Raw genomic sequence first — 19,086 nt, forward strand, 5'->3', positions numbered from 1 at the left:
CGCCGCACCGCCGCCGGCCCCGGGCGTGACGCATCACACGTCCGGGGCCGGACCCCGCGGGCCGGCGGCCGGCGGCACGCCCCGCCCCGGGCGAACTAAAGTCGTCTCCATGACGAAAACCCCGGACAGCGCCGTCCGCGCCCACATCGACCAGCACCGCGCCGCCTTCCTCGACGACCTCGCCGCCTGGCTGCGCATCCCCTCGGTCTCCGCCGACCCCGCCCGGGCCGGCGAGGTGCGCCGGTCCGCCGAGTGGCTGGCGGAGCGGCTGCGCGCGACCGGCTTCCCGGTCGCGGAGGTCTGGGAGACCGGCGCCGGGGCCGAGGAGCCGGGCGCCGCGGGCGGAGGCCTGCCGGCGGTGTACGCGGAGTGGCCCTCCGGGGACCCGGACGCCCCGACCGTGCTGGTCTACGGCCACCACGACGTCCAGCCCGCCGCCCGCGAGGACGGCTGGGCCACCGACCCGTTCGAGCCGGTCGTCGCCGACGGCCGGATGTACGCCCGCGGCGCCGCCGACGACAAGGGCCAGGTCTTCTTCCACACCCTGGGCGTGCGCGCCCACCTGGCCGCGACCGGCCGCACCGCCCCCGCGGTCAACCTCAAGCTGCTGATCGAGGGCGAGGAGGAGTCCGGCTCCCCGAACTTCGCGGACCTGGTGCGCCGCCGCGCCGACCGGCTGGCCTGCGACGCGGTGATCGTCTCCGACACCGGGATGTGGGCCGAGGACACCCCCACCGTCTGCACCGGCATGCGCGGCCTCGCGGACTGCCAGGTCGACCTGTACGGGCCGGACCAGGACATCCACTCCGGGTCCTTCGGCGGCGCCGTGCCCAACCCGGCCACCGAGGCCGCCCGGCTGGCCGCCGCCCTGCACGACGCCGACCGTCGGGTGGCCGTCCCCGGCTTCTACGACGGCGTGGTGGAGCTGACCGACCGGGAGCGCGAGCTCTTCGCCGAGCTGCCCTTCGACGAGGAGCGGTGGCTGGGCACGGCCCGCTCCCACGGCGTGCTCGGCGAGGCCGGGTACACCACCCTGGAGCGCATCTGGGCCCGGCCGACGGCCGAGGTCAACGGCATCTGGGGCGGGTACACCGGCCCCGGCGGCAAGACCGTCGTCCCGTCCTCCGCGCACCTCAAGCTCTCCTTCCGGCTGGTGGCCGGGCAGGAGGTGGAGAAGGTCCGCGAGGCGGTCCGCGCCTGGGTCGCCGCGCAGCTGCCCGACGGCATCCGGCACGAGATCACCTTCCCCGGCGCGACCCGCCCCTGCCTCACCCCGCTGGACCACCCCGCCCTGCAGTCCGTGGTGCGGTCGATGGGCCGGTCCTTCGGCAAGGAGGTCAGGTTCACCCGCGAGGGCGGCTCCGGACCCGCCGCCGACCTGCAGGACGTCCTCGGCGCCCCCGTCCTCTTCCTCGGCATCTCGGTGCCCTCCGACGGCTGGCACTCGGTGAACGAGAAGGTCGAGCTGGACCTGCTCCTCAAGGGCGTGGAGACCTCCGCCTACCTCTGGGGCGACCTGGCCGAGACCTGGACCCCGGGGGAGGACGCCCGATGAGCACCGCGGCGCCCGGCCCCGGGGAGCAGGCGGTACCGGCCCCCCTCGCGCTCGCCCTCTCCCGGGCCGGCGTGGACCGGGCCGCGCACCGCCGCTTCGACGAGCCCTGGCTCGCCGCCGCCTGGAGCCACCCCAGCACCCGGGTGCTGCCGATCTCGGGCGGCGAGGCGTTCGTCGTCGACACCGAGCGCGGCACCGAACTGGTCCTGGTCCCCTCCTTCGAGGCACCGGACGAGGGCGACCGCTACTTCCTCGGCACCGACGAGGACGGGGTCTCGTACTTCTCCCTGGCGGGCGAGTCGCTGCCGGGCCGGCTGGACGGCGACGCCCGGCCGGCGGGCCTGCGCGAGGTGGGCGGCCTGCTCTCCGACCGCGACGCGGGGCTGCTGGTCCACGCGGTGGCGCTGGAGAACTGGCACCGGCTGCACTCCTTCTGCTCGCGGTGCGGGCACCCGACCCGCAAGGCGGGCGCGGGGCACGTCCGCCGCTGCACCTCCTGCGCGGCCGAGCACTACCCGCGCACCGACCCCGCGGTGATCATGCTGGTCACCGACGACCAGGACCGCTGCCTGCTGGGGCGCCAGACGCTCTGGCCCGAGGGGCGCTGGTCGACGCTGGCCGGCTTCGTCGAGCCGGGGGAGTCGCTGGAGCAGGCCGTGGTGCGGGAGGTCGCCGAGGAGGCGGGCGTGCGGGTGGCGGAGGTCGAGTACGTCGCCAGCCAGCCGTGGCCGTTCCCGTCCAGCCTGATGCTCGGCTTCACCGCCCGGGCGCACTCCGACGGCACCGCGATCACCGTGGACGGCGAGGAGCTCTCCGAGGCCCGGTGGGTCAGCCGGGAGGAGCTGCGGGCGGGGTGGGAGTCCGGCGAGATGCTGCCGCCGTCCGGCATCTCGATCGCACGGCACCTGATCGAGCGCTGGTACGGCGAGCCGATCCCGGCGGCGGCGCGCTGGTAGCGGTGCTCCGGGCACCGGCGGACCGGCGTGCGGCGCCCGGGACGCCGGTGTCCCGGGCGCCGGGGCCGGCGGCCGTCCCGCACCGGCCCGTCCCGCGCCGGCCCGGCCTGCACTCGGCACGCTCCGCGCCCCGGGCGCCGGTTCCGCGCCCCCGGCGCCGGGCGCACGCCCCCAGCGCCGGGTGCACCCGATCGGGTGCACCCGGCGTCCTGCGGGGCGGGCCCGGTCCGGCCGCGTCCGCTCCCGCGGGCCCCGGACGGCTACGGCCGCCGGTGCCGTCCGGCCGGTCCGGGGCGCGGCTCGGCGGCGCGGTCGCCGTCGAGCCAGCAGGTGACGGTCTTGCCCGTCAGCCGGGAGGTCACCTGCCAGCCGTCGCAGAGGGTCTCCACGATCTGCAGGCCCCGGCCGCCCGGCTCGTCGGCGCGGGCGTCCCTGGGCGCGGGCAGCGCCGGGCCGCCGTCCGACACCGAGATCTGCAGCGCCTCCGCGGTGAGGACCAGGGCCAGCGACACCGGGCCGCAGCCGTAGCGCACGGCGTTGGTGACCAGCTCGGAGACCACCATCTCGGCGCTGTCGGACAGCTGCTGCGCGCCCCAGGCGGCCAGGGCGGTCCTGGTCAGCAGCCTGCTGCGGGCGACGTTCCGTGGGTGGGGCGGGAAAGTGGCCGTCGTGGCCCATGCACCCCGATCGTTCATGGCTGCTCCAAGGCAGGCCCGTTGCCTTCCGGCTCCGTGCGCGTTGATGTGTACGGGCATGAATTCCGCCCCCGATGGCAAGTCATTGGAATCAATCTAATGGTTCCAGTCTTGACTTATGTTGGCTGATTTCCTGGAATGGGTGCAACCGGAATCGCTACATTCATCGGGTGAACATCTCCCGAGGCCCAGGACAAGCGCCCAAATACCAGCGCCTCGCCGCGGACCTGCGCCGCCGGATCGCCGCCGGCGAGTGGCAGGGCGGGGCGGCGCTGCCCGTCGAGGCCGAACTCGAGACGCAGTACGGAGTCGCCCGCAACACCGTCCGGCTGGCCGTGGACGTGCTGGTCAACGAGGGTCTGCTCATCCGCGTGCAGGGCAAGGGCACATTCCTGAAGGACCACTCGGTCCTGGACCACCACGCATACCGCTCCCCGTCCGAACCGCAGCCCCGTGACATCCTGGCGGCGCCCTCCGAGGTGTACACGGAAGAGGCGCAGGCCGCGGGCCGCATGTTGACGGCGGACTTCGAGATGCTGATCGTACGGGCCCGCACCGACATCGCCGACCGGCTCGGGCTGCGGCCCGGAGAGGCCGTCGTGCTCCGCCGCGTGCTCCGCTTCATGGACAGCGAGCCGTGGTCCATCGAGGAGAGCCACTTCCCGGCCGGGCTCGCCGCGGGCACCCCGCTGATGGACCCCGACCCGGTCGACGGCGGGGACGAGAAGGTGCTCGCCGGCATCGGCCGCACCGAGATCGGCGCCGTGGACCACGTCACCGCCCGGATGCCGGGGCCGGAGGAGTCGCAGTGGTTCCAGGCCGGGCCGGGCGTGCCGCTCATGGTGCAGACCCGGGCGACCTACGACGTGCGCGGACCGGTGCGGGTGATCGAGACCCGCTACTCGGCCGACCGCAGCCGGCTGCGGTACGGCCTCGGCGACCTCGCCGCCCGGGACGCCCGTCCGGTCCGGGCCTCCGCGCAGCGCTGAGGGCCGTCCGCCGCAGGGGTGCGCCCGTCGTCCGGTCCGGGCCGGTCCGGGTGCGCCCGCGGGCGTGCGGGCGTGCGGGCGTGTGCGGCCGTGCGAAAACCGCCGGCCCGCGACCGGTGGACGGTCGCGGGCCGGCGCCCCGGGCGTGCGGGGTCAGACGCCCAGCTTGGCCTTCACCTGGGCCAGCGAGGGGTTGGTCAGTGCGGTGCCGTCCGCGAAGAGCACCGTCGGCACGGTCTGGTTGCCGTTGTTGACGGACTCCACGAACTGGGCCGACGCCGGGTCCTGCTCGATGTTGACCTCGGTGTACGCGATGCCCTCGCGGTCCATCTGGCCCTTGAGTCGGCGGCAGTAGCCGCACCAGGTGGTGCTGTACATGGTGACGGACATCGCGGTGGACTCCTTCGCTCGTGGGGTGTGCGCGGCGTACTCGGGAGCGCGCCGTCGGCGGGTGCAACGACCCGCCCGCCCGGAACATTCCGCCCGCCCCCGCGGGCACCCCCCCCTCCGGCCGCCCCCGCCCCCGCCCCCGCCGCCCGCCGCACGGGTTCCGGTCGTACGAACACACCGCGCCTGTGGACAACCCGGAGCGGGCTGTCCGCCGGACTTGAGAGGATGGGCCCATGCAGGCACAGCTCCCGGTCCCGGACGACTCCCGCGCACCGCACGCCGCCGCCCCCGGCGCCCCGGCCGACGCCGACGCGGTCCTCGCCGGCCTCGACCCCGAGCAGCGCGCGGTCGCCACGGCGCTGCACGGGCCCGTCTGCGTGCTCGCGGGCGCGGGCACCGGCAAGACCCGCGCCATCACCCACCGCATCGCCTACGGCGTGCGCAGCGGCGTCTACCGGCCGCAGCAGGTGCTCGCCGTCACCTTCACCGCCCGCGCCGCCGGCGAGATGCGCGGCCGCCTGCGCCAGCTGGGCGCCGACGGCGTGCAGGCCCGCACCTTCCACTCCGCGGCGCTGCGCCAGCTCCAGTACTTCTGGCCGCGCGCCGTGGGCGGCGAGGTGCCCCGGCTCATGGAGCGCAAGGTCCAGCTCGTCGCCGAGGCCGCCGGCCGCTGCGGGCTGCGGGTGCAGCGCACCGAGCTGCGCGACCTCACCGGCGAGATCGAGTGGTGCAAGGTCACCCAGATCGTCCCGGAGGACTACGCGGCCGCCGTCGCCAAGGCGGGCCGCGACGCGCCCCGCGACCCGGCCGAGGTCTCCCGGGTGTACGGCCTCTACGAGCAGCTCAAGCGCGACCGCGGCGTCATCGACTTCGAGGACGTGCTGCTGCTCACCGCCGCCGTCCTGGAGGACCGGCCGGAGATCGCCGAGCAGGTCAGGGCCCAGTACCAGCACTTCACCGTGGACGAGTACCAGGACGTCTCCCCGCTCCAGCAGCGGCTGCTCGACCAGTGGGTCGGCCCCGGCTCCAGCCTCTGCGTGGTCGGCGACGCCAGCCAGACCATCTACTCCTTCACCGGCGCCACCCCCGACTACCTCCTGGGCTTCCGCACCCGGCACCCGGACGCCACCGTGGTGAAGCTGGTGCGCGACTACCGGTCCACCCCCCAGGTCGTCCACCTCGCCAACGGCCTCCTCGCCCAGGCCCGCGGCGAGGCGGCCCGCCACCGGCTGGAGCTCGTCTCCCAGCGCGACGCCGGGCCCGAGCCGGTCTACGCCGAGTACGCCGACGAGCCCGCGGAGGCCGAGGGCACCGCGCACCGCATCCGGGAGCTGCTGGCGCGCGGCGTGCGGGCCAGCGAGATCGCGGTGCTCTTCCGCACCAACGGCCAGTCGGAGGTCTACGAGCAGGCGCTGGCCGACCTCGGCCTGCCCTACCAGCTCAAGGGGGCCGAGCGGTTCTTCGAGCGGCCCGAGATCCGCGAGGCGGGCATGCTGCTGCGCGGCGCCGCCCGGGCCGGTGCCGACACCCTCGCGGTGGACGGGCCGGACCTCGCCGCCCAGGTGCGCGCCGTCCTGGCCACCCGCGGGTTCACCCCCGAGCCGCCCGGCGGCTCGGGTGCGGTCCGCGAGCGCTGGGAGTCGCTGGCCGCCCTGGTGCGGCTGGCGGAGGAGTTCGAGGCGGCGCAGCGCGGCGCGGGGCTGCCCGCGGACCTGGGCGCGTACGTCGCGGAGCTCGACGCCCGGGCCAACGCCCAGCACGCCCCCGCCGTGGAGGGCGTCACCCTTGCCTCGCTGCACGCCGCCAAGGGCCTGGAGTGGGACGCCGTCTTCCTCGTCGGCCTCACCGAGGGCATGATGCCGATCACCTACGCCAAGACCGACGAGCAGATCGAGGAGGAGCGGCGGCTCCTCTACGTCGGCGTCACCCGGGCCCGCGAACACCTCTCCCTCTCCTGGGCCCTCGCCCGCTCCCCGGGCGGCCGGGCCGGCCGCATCCCCACCCGCTTCCTGGACGGCCTGCGGCCCGGATCCGGTTCCCGCGCCGGCGGGCGCGGCGGCCGGGGCGCCCCGGGGGGCGCGGAGGCCGGCGAGCGCGCCGCGCGCCGCAACCGCGGGCCGGTGAAGTGCCGGGTCTGCGGCCGGACGCTGACCGAGGCGGTGGAGCGCAAGCTGCGCCGCTGCGAGGACTGCCCCTCCTCGATGGACGAGGCGCTCTTCGAGCGGCTGCGGGAGTGGCGCAGCGTGCAGGCCCGCAGCCAGGGGGTCCCCGCCTACGTGGTCTTCACCGACGCCACCCTGACGGCCATCGCGGAGGACCCCCCGGGCAGCGAGCGCGCGCTCGCCGGGATCCCGGGGGTGGGCCCCTCCAAGCTGGAGAAGTACGGCGCCGACGTGCTGGCGCTCTGCGCGGGGGAGGAGCCGGGCGGTGCCCCGGACGGACGGCTGCCGGACGACCCCCCGGAGGCCCCCGGGGACGGCGCCGGCGACCTTCCCGAGGACTCGCCCGAAAAATAGTTTGCGCGTCCCGACCCGGGCGCAATAGCCTGCCGAGGCAGCCGGGGGGCGTAGCCGCACACCATGCGGAACCCGCCCCTCACGCCTGCACACGCACAACACGCACCACACGCACGACCGACCATGCCAGCCAGTCGGGAGCCGGGGGACCGGAGCCCGTGAGACGCCGAGAGGAGGCGGAGACCGTGGAGACCACGAAGACGATCACGACGATCAAACTGACGGGCGAGACCGTCCTCGCCGCCAAGGGCGTCTCCGCCGCCGCGCGTCTGCGCGGCTGCGTCGTCCTGGCTGCAGGCGTTCCCGCCCTCCGCGGGACCGGACTGTCCGGCACCGGCATGTACGGCACCGGTCTGTCCGGTGCGGGCATGCCTGCCGCCACCGGTCTCACCCGTGGCTGGACCCCCGTCGTCGTGGAGCGCAGCGAGCGACCGATCCAGGCACCGAAGGCAGTGGCAGCGGCCGACCTGTACGGCCGCGTCCACACCCTCGGTGCCGACAACCAGCAGGACCACCGGATCCACCAGGCAGCGGCCGATTTTGCGGCCGATGCCGCCCGTTCGGCGAAGGCCTTCCGCGGCCGAGCACCCTGGAGAGAGCGAACCTGATCCAGCATCAGGTCGGCGCCTCCAGGGCCGCGGAACCCGTCACCGGGATCCGCGGCCCTTCTGTTTGTCCGGTACCACCGCCCCACCGGCCCACAAGGCCGGAACGACAACACCAGACGAGGAAGACGCACACGTGTCCACGGTCACCACACCGCACCCCCCGTCCGTACCGACGACAGAGCCGATCACCCCGGCCGACAAGGCCGGCCCCCCGGAGGTTTCCCTGATGCAGATCACCGCCCTCGCCGAGGCCGACGCCCTCGGTGAGACGATCCCCTGCCGCTCCTACGACCCCGAGGTCTTCTTCGCCGAGACCCCGGCGGACGTGGAGTACGCCAAGACCCTCTGCGCCACCTGCCCGGTGAAGGCGGCCTGCCTCCAGGGCGCGCTGGAGCGCCGTGAGCCCTGGGGCGTCTGGGGCGGGGAGCTCTTCGTCCAGGGTGTGGTCGTGGCCCGCAAGCGGCCGCGGGGCCGTCCGCGCAAGACCGAGGTCGCCGCGTGACCGCCACCGCCGTCCGCCCGGCCGACGTCAGCCCCGCCGACGTCCTGCGGATCTCCGTCCGCATCGCCGCCGCCAAGGCCGATCCCCGACTCCCCGACTCCCCGTACCGCGAGCAGGACCCCACGATGACCCCGATCGCCGACCCCGCCGTCCGCCCCGAGCAGACCTCCGAACTGACACTCCAGAACAGGACCCGAGACATGCATCTCATGCACGAAGCCATGGCCCGTGCCCATATGCAACACATGCACCGGGAGGCGGAGCACGAACGCCTCGTCCGGCAGTTCGTCGACGCCCGCCGGATGAAGCGGCGTGCCGAGCGCGCCGGCCTGCGCGCCCGCCGGGCTCTCGCCGTCGCCCTCATGCAGTAGGAGGCCGAGAGGGGGCGCATCCCGCGGACCGCACCACCGACGTGCACCGCACCGCGCCACCGCACTCCACCGCACTGCACCGCACGACCGACGTGCACCGCACCGCACCGCGGCCCGCCAGGCATCCCAGCCGCCTGGCGGGCCGCACGGCGTCCGGGCTCAGCCCAGGCCCTCGTCCCCGGCGAAACCGGGCAGCCACTCCATGAGCTCCTCCCGGAACGGCGCCTCCGCACCCAGCTGGCACAGGACGCCGACCGTGGACAGCGTCACCCGGTGGATCAGCAGGTACGACGGCGGCAGGTTGAGCTGCTTGCCGAGGTCGTACGCCGGCGAGCGCGGGTCCGCGATCCGCGCCGCCTGGGTCCGCATCCAGCTCCGGGTGAAGGTGAAGCGGTCCGTGGCGGCCGGCTCGATCATCGGCCGCAGGTAGTCCAGCACGGCCTCCGGGTCGAGCTCGATCGTCGGCCGGACGAAGCCCTCCCGGCGCAGCATCTCCAGCACCGCGCCCGCCTCGTCGGCCAGTGCCAGCCGCAGCGCCGTGCCGATGGGCAGGGGCAGCCCGTCGGGCAGCCGGTCCACCGTGCCGAAGTCCATGACGCCCAGCCGCCAGGTCCCGGCCGGGCCGTCGCCCTTGACCAGCCGGAAGTTGCCGGGGTGGGTGTCGGCGTGCAGGAGCCCGGTGCGGGCCGGCCCGGCGAACAGGAACCGCACCAGCAGCTCCCCGGCCCGGTCGCGCTCCTCCTGGCTGCCGCGGGCGATGACCTCCGCCAGCGGCACCCCGTCCATCCACTCCGTCACCAGCACCTGGTCCGCCTGGGAGACCACGTCCGGCACCAGGATGTCCGGGTCGTCGGCGAACTCCCGCGCGTGCGCCCGCTGCGCCTCCGCCTCCAGGGCGTAGTCCAGCTCCTCCGCCACCCGCTCGCGCAGCGCCGTGATCAGGGGCTTGATGTCCAGCCCCGGGACCAGCGGTCCGACCAGCCGCGCCACCCGGGCCAGCTGGTTGAGGTCGGCGAGCAGCGCCTCCCCGGCCCCCGGGTACTGCACCTTCACGGCCACCTGCCGGCCGTCCCGCCACACGCCCCGGTGCACCTGGCCGATCGATGCGGCCGCCGCGGGCCGGTCGTCGAACTCCAGGAAGTCGTCGCGCCAGCCCGGTCCCAGCCGCTCCGCCAGCACCGCGTGCACGGTGGCCGAGGGCATCGGCGGGGCCGCGTCCTGCAGTCTGGTCAGCGCCGCCCGGTAGGGGCCCGCCACCTCCTCCGGCAGGGCCGCCTCGAACACCGACAGCACCTGCCCGAACTTCATCGCGCCGCCCTTGAGCTCGCCCAGCACCTTGAAGAGCTGCTCGGCGGTGCGCTGCTGGAGCTCGGCGGCGACGACGTCGGCGGGCCGGCCGCCGATCCGCTTCCCCAGGCCCAGCGTGGCGCGACCCGCTATCCCCAGCGGCAGTGCCGCGAGCTTCGCGGTCCGGGTCACTGCCTTGCGTGGAAGATCGCTCACACTGGCCTCCCTGGCACACGTCCGCCCTGCTCCCACGCGGTCGCGGGGGGCGGTCCCCCCGCCATTGTGCCCGCTGCCCCCCCGGTCCCCGCCCGACCCCGCCCGCCGCGCCGCCCTCCCCGGCCCGCCGCGCAGCCCGCCCCCGCCCGCCGCTAACCGCCGTACCACGAGCACCCGCACGCGGGGTGGAGGTCCGTCCGCAGGCGCCGCGCCATGCCGTCCGCCGCCGACAGCTCCATCACCCCGTCCACGCTGGGCGGCCGCAGTCCGTCCAGCAGCATCAGCACGTGCAGCGCCGCGAGCCCGGCGACGGCGGCCGCCAGGGCGGTGTCGCAGGCCGGCGTGCGGGCCCGGGCGGGACCGTCCGAGCAGAGCTGCGCCACCAGCCGGGCCCAGGCGGGGTCCCGGTCGCCCCGGTGCAGGGCGGTGCACCCGGCGCACGCGGACGCCCCCGGCAGCACCAGCGGCCCCACCAGGCCCAGGTGCTCCGTCACGCCCGTCCACAGGTGGGGGACCCCCGCCCGCATCAGCTCACGGCCCTGCACCGGGTCCGTCGCGAGCCCGGCGGCGCAGTCGCGGGGCGCCAGCACCACCAGGTCCGGCCGCGAGCCGTCCGCGGGCGCCGCCCGGACGCCCCGCCCCACCGCGCGGTGCAGCGCCTCCCGGGCCGCGGTGGTGCGCAGCCGGCCGACGTCCTCCGGCGGCACCCCCGCGGGAGAGCAGTCGCCGGCGGACACCCGCCCGCCGTCCACCACGTCGACCCTGCCGACGCCCGCGGCCGCCAGCAGCGCCGCCGCCGCGACGCCCACCCGGCCCGCGCCGCGCACCTGCACGAAGGCCCGGCTCCGGGCGGCCAGCAGCGCGGGCGCCGCCCCGGGCTCCGGGTGCACCAGGGAGAGGGAGGCCATGTCCGGGGCGAGCCGGCCGCGCTGCGCGGCGGGCAGCGGGGCGAGGGGCTGCTGCGCCCCCGCGTCGTCCAGCAGGCCCGCGCCGGCCAGCGACGCCAGGAACTCCCGGGCCGGCCCCGCGCCGACGCCCAGCCGCTCGCCCTCCGCAGCCAGCTCCTCGGTCCCCCTGCTGCCGTCGACCAGGTCCAGGAAGGCGCTCACGGCCGGCCCGACGCCGTCGAGCACGACCGCCCGCTCGGCCACGGCTCCGAACTGCAGCACGTCGCGGTCCCGCCAGACGCGGGGCAGCGCCCCCTTGAGCACGGGCCGGGCCACGGGCTCGGCCGCAGGTCCGGCGGCGGGCTCGGCCGTGCGTCCGGCCACGGGCTCGGCCGCAGGTCCGGCTGCGGGTCCGGCCGCGGTCACGGGCCTGCGCACGCGCTCGGTCAGGGTCTCGGTCACGGGTCGGGACATCCGCCCCTCCTTTCGCCACTCCCGCAGCATGCTGCGGGGGCGGTCCGGAGCGGAAGCCGGTCGTCCACAGGCCCCGGAGATCATCCGATCGTCTTCGCGCAGTCGGCGGACGCCCTGTGGACAACCTCCGCCTGCCTCCGGCACGGAATCCGGCCGGGGCGGGGGACTTCTGTCATACCCACCGGGTAACGTCGTCGCCGTGGCAGCCGAAAGGGACCCCTCTTCCGCGGTGCCGCGTCGGCCTGCCCCCGACGGACCGGCGCGGCCCTCCGACCCCGGCGCGCAGGGTACGGCCCCGCGCGAGGCCGACGGGCGGGACGTCGAGGTGCGCCGCAGCGCCCGCCGCCGTCGCACCGTCTCCGCCTACCGCGAGGGCGACCGGACGGTCGTGCTCATCCCCGCCCGGATGTCCGCGGCCGAGGAGAAGCGCTGGGTCGCCCTGATGCTGGACAAGCTCGCCGCCCAGGAGAGCCGCCGCACCCTCGGCGACGAGGCCCTGGCCGCCCGCGCCCGCGAGCTGTCCGACCGGTACCTCGGCGGGCGGGCCGTGCCCGCCCGGGTCCGCTGGGTCACCAACCAGAACACCCGCTGGGGGTCGTGCACCCCGGCCGAGCGGTCCATCCGGCTCTCCCACCGGCTGCAGGGCATGCCCGAGTACGTCGTCGACTACGTCCTGCTGCACGAGCTGGCCCACCTGCTGGTGTCCGACCACGGTCCCCGCTTCTGGGCCCTGCTGGAGGCGTACCCGCGCACCGAGCGGGCCCGCGGCTACCTGGAGGGGGTGGTCGCCGCCGCACGGCTCCCGCACCCGCCGGGAGGCGGCGCCGGGACCGGTCCCGCCGCCCCCGGCGCGGGGGAGCCGGCCGCCGTCCCGCACGAGGAGTGCGTCTGACCGGACCGCGCCGCAGCCTCACACCGCCCGACGGGGCGGTGCTAGTGTCGCCGGATCCGTGCCGGACCGCAGGGAGGGGAAGCACCGCCAGCCATGACCAGGGAACTCGTCAAGGCAGCCAGGGTCCGCATCGGCGACCTCACCCCGGGCACCGACCTCTACATCGGCGTGCAGATCTCCGCCCCCGGACTGAGCTTCGACATCAGCTGCTTCGGCCTCGACGCCGCCGAGCGGCTGAGCGACGACCGCTACTTTGTCTTCTTCAACCAGCCCGCCTCGCCCGAGGGGTCGGTCCGGCTCCTCGGCGCCCAGTCCGGTGACACCGAGTCGTTCCGCCTGCTGCTGGACCAGGTGCCGGAGGCGGTCCACAAGCTGAGCCTCACCGCGACCGTCGACGGCGACGGGCGGATGTCCCAGGTCTCCGCCGGCTGCGTGCGCATCGTCGCCGGCGGCGAGGAGGTCGGCCGGTACTCCTTCACCGGGGCCGAGTTCAGCACCGAGCGCGCCGTGATGCTCGCCGACGTCTACCGCAAGGGCGGCGAGTGGCGGTTCGCCGCGGTCGGGCAGGGCTTCGACGGCGGGCTCCGCGCCCTGCTGGAGAACTTCGGCGGCGAGGTGCTGGAGGACGACGCGCCCCAGGCCCCCGCCCCGACCGTTCCCGCCCAGGCCGCCCCTGCGGGGCCCGCCCGGGCCTCCGTGCCCGCGCCGGCCCCCGCGGCCGCCCCGGCGGGCACGCCGGCCGGCATCCCGGCGGGCACGCCGGCCGGCATCCCGGCGGGGTCCCCCGTGCCGCCGCACGCCCCCGCCCCGGCGCAGCAGCCGGGCGTCAAGGTGTCGTTGGTCAAGTACGCCGAGGTCCCCGAGCAGTCCGGCTGGGTGCAGCAGAACCCGAACCTGGTCCGGGTGACCGTCACCCAGGGCCGGGACGTCCTCGCCCTGCACGGCAGCATGGTCGCCTACCAGGGCAAGGCGGACTTCGCCCACGAGAGCTCCGGCATGCTGCGCAGGCTCACCGCCAACCTCACCGGCCAGCAGCTCAGGCTCATGCGGGTCAGCGGCGAGGGCCAGGTCTTCCTCGCCGACGAGGCGTCCCAGCTGCACGTGGTGCGGCTGGAGGGCGACGCGCTCTGCGTCAGTGCCGACCGGGTGCTGGCCTTCGACGCCGGCATCGAGCACGAGGTGCGCCGGATCGAGGGCGAGGGACTGCCGAACGGCGGCCTCCACACCTTGATGTTCGGCGGCCACGGCACCGTCGTCATCAAGACGAACGGCACCCCCGTGGTGCTGCCCGTCACCCCCGCGCCCGAGACCCACGCCGACGCCCACGCCCTGGTCGCCTGGACCAGGGGCGCCCAGGTGATCACCACCGCCCCGGTCCGCATCCGCCGCTCCGCGTACGCCGGCCACGCCGCCGAGTCGTACAGCCTGCAGTTCCGCGGCGCACCGGGGAACTTCATCGTCGTCCAGCCCTTCGAGGTCTGAGAGGCCGCCGCCCATGGACACGCAGCCGCTGCCCGGCCAGGGCATCGGGTACTTCGCCCCCGCCCCCACCGGCGCCCGGATGGCCAACCACGGGGCGGCCATGTGCCGGGTCGCCGTCACCGCGGGCCGCGACGTCTACGCCAAGCCCGGCGCCATGGTCGCCTACGAGGGCTTCCTGCAGTACGAGCCGGTCTCCCAGTCGTTCCGCAGCGCGCTGGGGGAGTGGGCGTCGGGGGAGCGCACCCCGCTGATGTCCTGGTCGGGCGACGGCACCCTCTACCTCGCCGATTACGGTGCCGACGTGCTGGTCCTCCAGCTCGACGACGAGTCCCTGTCGGTGAACGGCTCGCACCTCCTCGCGCTCGACGCCGGACTCGCCTGCCGGGTGGAGAAGGTCAAGGGGCCCGCCCTGCTGGCCGGCACCGGCCTGTACAACGTGACCGTCTCGGGCAGCGGCTGGATCGCCGTCACCTCCCGGGGCGTGCCGGTGGTGCTGGACTGCGCCGAGGCGGAGACCTTCGTCGACCCGGACGCGCTGGTCGCCTGGACCACCGGGCTGAAGGTCAAGGCCCGCTCCACGCTGAAGGTCGGCGCCCTGATCGGCCGGGGCAGCGGCGAGGCGGTGCAGCTGGGCTTCGCAGGCTCCGGCTTCATCGTGGTGCAGCCCAGCGAGGACACCTCCGACCGACTCAAGATCCGCGGCTGAGCCAGGAGACCGTCACCGTGCAGAGCCCCCTCTTCGGCCACACCGAGAACCGGACCGACGACCGCTACGCCCTGCAGAACCCGCAGATGCTGCGGGTCCGGCTGGACGGGCGCTCCGACGTGCTGGCCCGCAGCGGCGCCATGGTCGCCCACACCGGCCGGGTCGCCTTCACCGGCTGGACCCCGCCCGGCCAGGGCCGCCGCAGCGGCAACCCGCTGGTCCTGGAGCTGATGCGCTGCAGCGGCGAGGGGACGGTCTACCTGGCCAACCTCGCCCAGCACCTGCACATCCTCGACCTGCAGCGCGAGAAGCTGACCGTCACCAGCTCCTACGTCCTCGCACTGGACTCCGCCGTCCGCTGGCAGGTCGTCAACATCCAGGGCGGCGAGCACATCGCGGGCGTCGGCGCGTACAGCCTGGAGCTGTCGGGCAGCGGCCGGGTGGTGCTGATGACCTCCGGGCAGCCGCTGGTGATGCGCGTCGAGCCCGGCGCGTACTGCTACGCGGACGCCGACGCCGTGGTCGCCTGGTCCTCGCAGCTGGACGTCCAGCTCCAGGCCCAGAGCCGCAACACCGAGGTGTGGCGGCGCCGCGGGACCGCCACCGAGGGCTGGGAGATGGCGTTCTCCGGCTCGGGGTACGTCGTCGTCCAGCCCAGCGAGCTGCTGCCCCCGCAGCGCGTCCCGCTGCGCGTGCCGGCGGCCCGGCCCGGCCCCCGCTGACGGGGGCCGGGGCCGGGCGCGGCCTTCTCCGCGGCGGCGTCAGCCGGTGAGCAGGCGGGCCCGCTCCACCAGGGCGCGCACCGAGCGGTCCGCGAGCTCGGGCAGCGCGCCGTAGTCGAACCAGCGCAGGTCCAGGGACTCCTCGCTGATCGCGGCCTCCGCCCCGGCCGGGGCGACGGCGACGTACTGGACGTCCAGGTGGACGTTCTCCGGCCGGTCGCGCCCGGCGCAGCGCACCCGGTGCCGGTCCAGCCGCACCGGGGCGACGCCGTCGCCGGCGTCCAGCAGCACCAGGCCCGGGATGCCGGACTCCTCCGTCGCCTCCCGCAGGGCGGCGCCGGCCAGCGTGGCGTCCTCCGGCTCGCAGTGGCCGCCCATCTGCAGCCAGCGGCCCACCTTGGGGTGCAGCGTGAGGAGCACCCGCCCGTGACCGGGGTCCACGACCACGGCGCTGGCGGTGACGTGCGCGGGGGTGCAGGACCGCCAGAGGCCGTCCCGGTGGGACGCGAGGTGCTCGATGTAGTCCAGCCGCAGCTGCTCCTGGCCGCCCTCGGGCGTGTCCGGTGCGGTCCAGTCCTTCAGTGCCCGGAGGGCGTCGTCGTGCAGCGTCATGCGGTGGGGTCGTCCTTCCCGTCGCCGGTTCCGCCGTCCCGGTCCTCCCCCGGAGGGGTCGGGCCGGTGCCCTTCTCCGGGCCGGGGCCATTCTCCCGCCCGGAGCCGCCCTCCTGCGCCTGCCCCGCGGTGCCGTGCTTCTCCAGGTCGGAGAAGTCGAAGCCGCTCAGGTCCAGCTCCTCACGGTGGACGAAGCCGTCCGGGTCGTCCAGGTCGTCCGCCGTGGGCAGCATGTCGGGGTGCCCCCAGAGGGCGTCGCGGCCCTCCAGGCCCCGCGCGTCGGCCAGCGACGCCCACAGCCGGGAGGCGTCCCGCAGCCGCCGCGGCCGCAGCTCCAGGCCGACCAGGGTGGCGAAGGTCTGCTCGGCGGGGCCGCCCGTCGCCCGGCGCCGCCGCAGCGTCTCGCGCAGTCCGGCGGCGTGCGGCAGGTGCGGGGACGCCGCGGCGTGGACCACCGCGTCGACCCAGCCCTCGACGAGCGCCAGCGCGGTCTCCAGCCGGGCCAGCGCCGCCTTCTGCTCCGGGGTGTCCTCCGGCTGGAAGACGCCGCCCTGCAGCGCCTCCTGCAGCGCCTCGGGGTTGGACGGGTCCAGCTCCCCGACCATGTCCTCCAGCCGCGCGGTGTCGACCCTGATGCCGCGGGCGTAGGCCTCCACGGCGCCGAACAGGTGCTGCCGCAGCCACGGCACGTGGGCGAAGAGCCGCTGGTGGGCGGCCTCGCGCAGGGCGAGGTACAGCCGGACCTCCTCGGCGGGGATGTCCAGCCCCTCCCCGAGCTTCTCGATGTTCTGCGGCAGCAGCGCCGCCTGGCGGGGCGGGCCCAGCGGCAGGCCGACGTCGGCCGAGCCGACCACCTCGCCCGCCAGGGCGCCCAGCGCCTGTCCGATCTGGGTGCCGAACATGGCGCCGCCCATGCTGCGCATCACGCCCAGCAGCGGGCCGGCCATGGCCTGCATCTCCTCGGGGACCACGCCGCCCATGGCGCCGGCCACCTGCTCGGCGACCGGGTCGACGAGGTCCTTCCACACCGGGATGGTGGCCTCGATCCACTCCGCCCGGCTCCAGGCGACGGCGGTGCCGGCGCCGGAGGGGAAGTCGGTCACCGAGTCCAGCCACAGGTCGGCGAGGCGCACGGCCTCGGCGACCGCGGCCCGCTCCGCGTCGCCCACCGAGCGGTCCTTGCCGCCGCCCTCGGCGTCCCCGGCGACCACGGTCTGCCGGGCGATGCCGGTGGCCAGGTCCCAGTTGACCGGGCCGCCCTCGAAGGAGAGCATCTGGCCGAGCTGCTGGAAGGCCGCCCCCAGGTCCGCCGGGTTGAAGGCGCCGCCCATCATGGCCGCGAACGGGTTGTCGGCCGGCCCGCCGGAGCCCGGGGCGCCGCCCATGCCGAACATCCCGGCGAGCGGGTTGCCGCCGAAGCCGAAGGGGTTCGGCGTGCCGCCGGGGCCCTGCCCCGGTCCGCCCTTCCCGCCGCCGGGACCCCCGCCGCCCGCGTTCCGGCCGCCGCCGGAGTTCTGGCCGGAGCCGGACCCCTCACCGCCCCTGCCGGGCTTTCCGTCCTCGGGCTCCTCAGGGGGGACACCGAATCCGAAGGGGATGTCGCTCACGAGTTCCTCGATCTCGTCGGCCGTCACTGCATGCTGTGGCGGGTATGGCCCGTCCGAGGTTCCGTGCGGCTCCGCCGCGGCGCGGACGGCCTTGTCGGCGGCCTGCCCGTGCCGGGTGCACCGCCATGCCCTCGCCTCGGGCAGGATGGTCGGTACGTGACACACGTACGTACGCAACAAAACTAACCGTGGAGGATGGCCGGTGAGTTCCCCGCCTTCGGACGTTCGCTCTGGGCTGACCGGGGATGCCGGGCCGACCGGGGACGGCGGCCCGGCGGAGGGCGCGGGCCCGGCCGGCGACGGCGGTCCGGCCGGCGACGGTCCCGCAGGCCGCGGGGCCGGGGAGCACGCGGACGCCGCGCCCGGCGCCGCCGCCCGCCCGGCCGCCGCCCCCGTGCCGTACGACGGCAGGCCCCTGGTGGTCGCCGTCACCGGCGCGGCCTCCGGCCTCGGCCGGCTGCTGGCCGCCCGCCTGGTCGAGTCGCCCGGCGTGCGCCGGGTCCTCGGCGTCGACGAGCGCCGCGGCGACGTCCCCGGTGTGCACTGGCGCGTGCTGGACGTCCGGGACCCCGCCGTCGCCGAGCGGCTGCGGGGCGCCGACGTCGTGGTCCACCTCGCCCTGGACCTCGGCATGGAGTCCGACCCCAAGGTCCGCTCCGCCTACAACGTGCGCGGCACCCAGACCGTGCTCACCGCCGCCGCGGCCGCCGGGGTGCACCGGGTGGTCCTCTGCACCTCCGCCATGGTCTACGGCGCGCTGCCCGACAACGAGGTGCCGCTCGCGGAGGACGCCGAACTGCGCGCCACGGAGGAGGCCTCCCTCGTCGGCGACCTGCTGGAGGTCGAGCGGCTCGGCCGGCGCGCCCCCCGCGCCCACCCCGGGCTCAACGTCACCGTGCTGCGCCCGGCCGTGGTGGTCGGGCCCGGCGTCGACACCGTCCTCACCCGGCACTTCGAGGCGCCCCGGCTGCTGGTGGTCGCCGGCTCCCGGCCGTGCTGGCAGTTCTGCCACGTCGACGACCTGGCCTCGGCCCTGGAGTACGCCGTGCTCGGCCGCGTCGAGGGCGAGGTCACGGTGGGCTGCGACGGCTGGCTGGAGCAGGAGGAGGTGGAGCAGCTCTCCGGCATCCGGCGGATGGAGCTGCCCGCCTCGCTGGCGCTCGGCACCGCGGCCCGGCTGCACCGGCTGGGCCTCACCCCGGCCCCCGCCGGGGACCTGGCGTACACCATGTACCCGTGGGTGGTCTCCGGCAGCCGGCTCCACGAGGCCGGCTGGCGCCCGGTCCACACCAACGAGGAGGTGCTGGCCGAGCTGCTCGCCCAGGTGGAGGGCAACCACGCGGTGGCCGGGCGCCGCCTCGGCGGCAAGGACGCCGCCACCACGCTGGGCGCGGCGGGCGCCACGGTGGCGCTGGTGGGCACGGCGGCGCTGGTCCGCCGGGCGCGCCGCCGCCGCCGCGCCTGACCGGCGCCCGCAGCGCCGGGCCCGCCCGTGCGCGGCCGCGCTCCGGCCCCGCCCGGTGCCGGCCCCGCCCCCACGCCCCGCGCCCTGTCCGGCGCCGCTCCCGCGCCCTGCCCGGCTCCGGCCCCACGCCCTGTCCGGCCCCCGTCCGGCCGTG

General features: G+C 76.0%; 18 protein-coding genes. 12 read left to right on the forward strand and 6 right to left on the reverse strand.

Annotation, left to right across the window (positions count from 1 at the left end):
• The first annotated feature begins 109 nt into the window (after nucleotides 1-109).
• Both ACFY07_RS06985 and nudC read left to right on the forward strand, forming a co-directional pair.
• Nucleotides 110-1,555 carry a M20/M25/M40 family metallo-hydrolase gene (locus ACFY07_RS06985; protein ID WP_390867738.1) on the forward strand — a complete coding sequence of 482 codons (1,446 nt, stop codon included), beginning with the start codon at nucleotides 110-112 and terminating at the stop codon, nucleotides 1,553-1,555.
• Nucleotides 1,552-2,511, forward strand: a complete 960-nt coding sequence (nudC, locus tag ACFY07_RS06990) for an NAD(+) diphosphatase (RefSeq protein ID WP_390867740.1) — start codon at nucleotides 1,552-1,554, stop codon at nucleotides 2,509-2,511. The genes ACFY07_RS06985 and nudC overlap by 4 nt, the downstream gene beginning before the upstream one ends.
• Before the next feature lie 260 nt (nucleotides 2,512-2,771).
• Here the strand turns inward: nudC and ACFY07_RS06995 are convergent, their stop codons facing one another.
• Nucleotides 2,772-3,206, reverse strand: a complete 435-nt coding sequence (locus tag ACFY07_RS06995; protein WP_390867741.1) for an ATP-binding protein — start codon at nucleotides 3,204-3,206, stop codon at nucleotides 2,772-2,774.
• A 170-nt stretch (nucleotides 3,207-3,376) separates the two neighbouring features.
• Here ACFY07_RS06995 and ACFY07_RS07000 point away from each other — a divergent pair, with 170 nt between their 5' ends.
• On the forward strand, nucleotides 3,377-4,195 hold the full coding sequence (locus ACFY07_RS07000) for a GntR family transcriptional regulator (protein ID WP_390867742.1): 819 nt from the start codon (nucleotides 3,377-3,379) through the stop codon (nucleotides 4,193-4,195).
• Nucleotides 4,196-4,348: 153 nt separating this feature from the next.
• On the opposite strand, the gene ACFY07_RS07005 is transcribed toward ACFY07_RS07000, so the two are convergent.
• The gene (locus ACFY07_RS07005) at nucleotides 4,349-4,585 is read right to left on the reverse strand and encodes a mycoredoxin (protein ID WP_230650340.1); all 237 of its coding nucleotides are present in this window, start codon (nucleotides 4,583-4,585) and stop codon (nucleotides 4,349-4,351) included.
• Between the two features lie 233 nt (nucleotides 4,586-4,818).
• On the opposite strand from ACFY07_RS07005, the gene ACFY07_RS07010 reads away from it, so the two are divergent.
• The 4 genes from ACFY07_RS07010 to ACFY07_RS07025 all read left to right on the forward strand — a co-directional run bounded on the left by ACFY07_RS07010 (nucleotide 4,819) and on the right by ACFY07_RS07025 (nucleotide 8,582).
• A complete protein-coding gene (locus tag ACFY07_RS07010) occupies nucleotides 4,819-7,101 on the forward strand; it encodes an ATP-dependent DNA helicase UvrD2 (RefSeq protein ID WP_390867743.1) in 2,283 nt (760 codons plus the stop codon).
• A 185-nt stretch (nucleotides 7,102-7,286) separates the two neighbouring features.
• Nucleotides 7,287-7,709: a hypothetical protein gene (locus ACFY07_RS07015; RefSeq protein ID WP_390867744.1), complete on the forward strand. Its 423-nt coding sequence runs from the start codon at nucleotides 7,287-7,289 to the stop codon at nucleotides 7,707-7,709.
• A 133-nt stretch (nucleotides 7,710-7,842) separates the two neighbouring features.
• Nucleotides 7,843-8,211 carry a WhiB family transcriptional regulator gene (locus ACFY07_RS07020; protein WP_374228131.1) on the forward strand — a complete coding sequence of 123 codons (369 nt, stop codon included), beginning with the start codon at nucleotides 7,843-7,845 and terminating at the stop codon, nucleotides 8,209-8,211.
• The gene (locus tag ACFY07_RS07025) at nucleotides 8,208-8,582 is read left to right on the forward strand and encodes a hypothetical protein (RefSeq protein ID WP_390867745.1); all 375 of its coding nucleotides are present in this window, start codon (nucleotides 8,208-8,210) and stop codon (nucleotides 8,580-8,582) included. Before ACFY07_RS07020 ends, ACFY07_RS07025 begins: the two co-directional genes overlap by 4 nt.
• A gap of 159 nt (nucleotides 8,583-8,741) precedes the next feature.
• Here the strand turns inward: ACFY07_RS07025 and ACFY07_RS07030 are convergent, their stop codons facing one another.
• The gene (locus ACFY07_RS07030) at nucleotides 8,742-10,085 is read right to left on the reverse strand and encodes an AarF/ABC1/UbiB kinase family protein (RefSeq protein WP_230650354.1); all 1,344 of its coding nucleotides are present in this window, start codon (nucleotides 10,083-10,085) and stop codon (nucleotides 8,742-8,744) included.
• A 152-nt stretch (nucleotides 10,086-10,237) separates the two neighbouring features.
• Nucleotides 10,238-11,446, reverse strand: a complete 1,209-nt coding sequence (locus tag ACFY07_RS07035; protein WP_390867746.1) for a ThiF family adenylyltransferase — start codon at nucleotides 11,444-11,446, stop codon at nucleotides 10,238-10,240.
• A 199-nt stretch (nucleotides 11,447-11,645) separates the two neighbouring features.
• Between ACFY07_RS07035 and ACFY07_RS07040 the strand changes: the two genes are divergently transcribed.
• The 4 genes from ACFY07_RS07040 to ACFY07_RS07055 all read left to right on the forward strand — a co-directional run bounded on the left by ACFY07_RS07040 (nucleotide 11,646) and on the right by ACFY07_RS07055 (nucleotide 15,248).
• Nucleotides 11,646-12,338, forward strand: coding sequence for a M48 family metallopeptidase (locus tag ACFY07_RS07040; protein ID WP_390867747.1), 693 nt, complete (start codon nucleotides 11,646-11,648; stop codon nucleotides 12,336-12,338).
• 93 nt (nucleotides 12,339-12,431) lie between these two features.
• Nucleotides 12,432-13,820 carry a TerD family protein gene (locus ACFY07_RS07045; RefSeq protein ID WP_390867748.1) on the forward strand — a complete coding sequence of 463 codons (1,389 nt, stop codon included), beginning with the start codon at nucleotides 12,432-12,434 and terminating at the stop codon, nucleotides 13,818-13,820.
• Nucleotides 13,821-13,833: 13 nt separating this feature from the next.
• Nucleotides 13,834-14,526: an AIM24 family protein gene (locus ACFY07_RS07050; protein ID WP_390867749.1), complete on the forward strand. Its 693-nt coding sequence runs from the start codon at nucleotides 13,834-13,836 to the stop codon at nucleotides 14,524-14,526.
• Nucleotides 14,527-14,543: 17 nt separating this feature from the next.
• Complete coding sequence (locus tag ACFY07_RS07055) at nucleotides 14,544-15,248, forward strand: AIM24 family protein (RefSeq protein WP_390867750.1); 705 nt, start codon at nucleotides 14,544-14,546, stop codon at nucleotides 15,246-15,248.
• A 39-nt stretch (nucleotides 15,249-15,287) separates the two neighbouring features.
• Here ACFY07_RS07055 and ACFY07_RS07060 read toward each other — a convergent pair whose 3' ends face one another.
• On the reverse strand, nucleotides 15,288-15,860 hold the full coding sequence (locus ACFY07_RS07060) for an NUDIX hydrolase (RefSeq protein ID WP_230650380.1): 573 nt from the start codon (nucleotides 15,858-15,860) through the stop codon (nucleotides 15,288-15,290).
• Complete coding sequence (locus tag ACFY07_RS07065) at nucleotides 15,857-17,467, reverse strand: zinc-dependent metalloprotease (protein WP_390867910.1); 1,611 nt, start codon at nucleotides 17,465-17,467, stop codon at nucleotides 15,857-15,859. Before ACFY07_RS07065 ends, ACFY07_RS07060 begins: the two co-directional genes overlap by 4 nt.
• A 394-nt stretch (nucleotides 17,468-17,861) precedes the next feature.
• On the opposite strand from ACFY07_RS07065, the gene ACFY07_RS07070 reads away from it, so the two are divergent.
• Nucleotides 17,862-18,932 (forward strand): SDR family oxidoreductase, encoded by a 1,071-nt coding sequence (locus tag ACFY07_RS07070; protein ID WP_230650962.1) that lies wholly within the window; start codon nucleotides 17,862-17,864, stop codon nucleotides 18,930-18,932.
• Nucleotides 18,933-19,086 lie beyond the last annotated feature (154 nt).

Origin of the sequence: Streptomyces sp. NPDC001380 (assembly GCF_042895785.1) — a bacterium.
GTDB lineage: Bacteria > Actinomycetota > Actinomycetes > Streptomycetales > Streptomycetaceae > Peterkaempfera.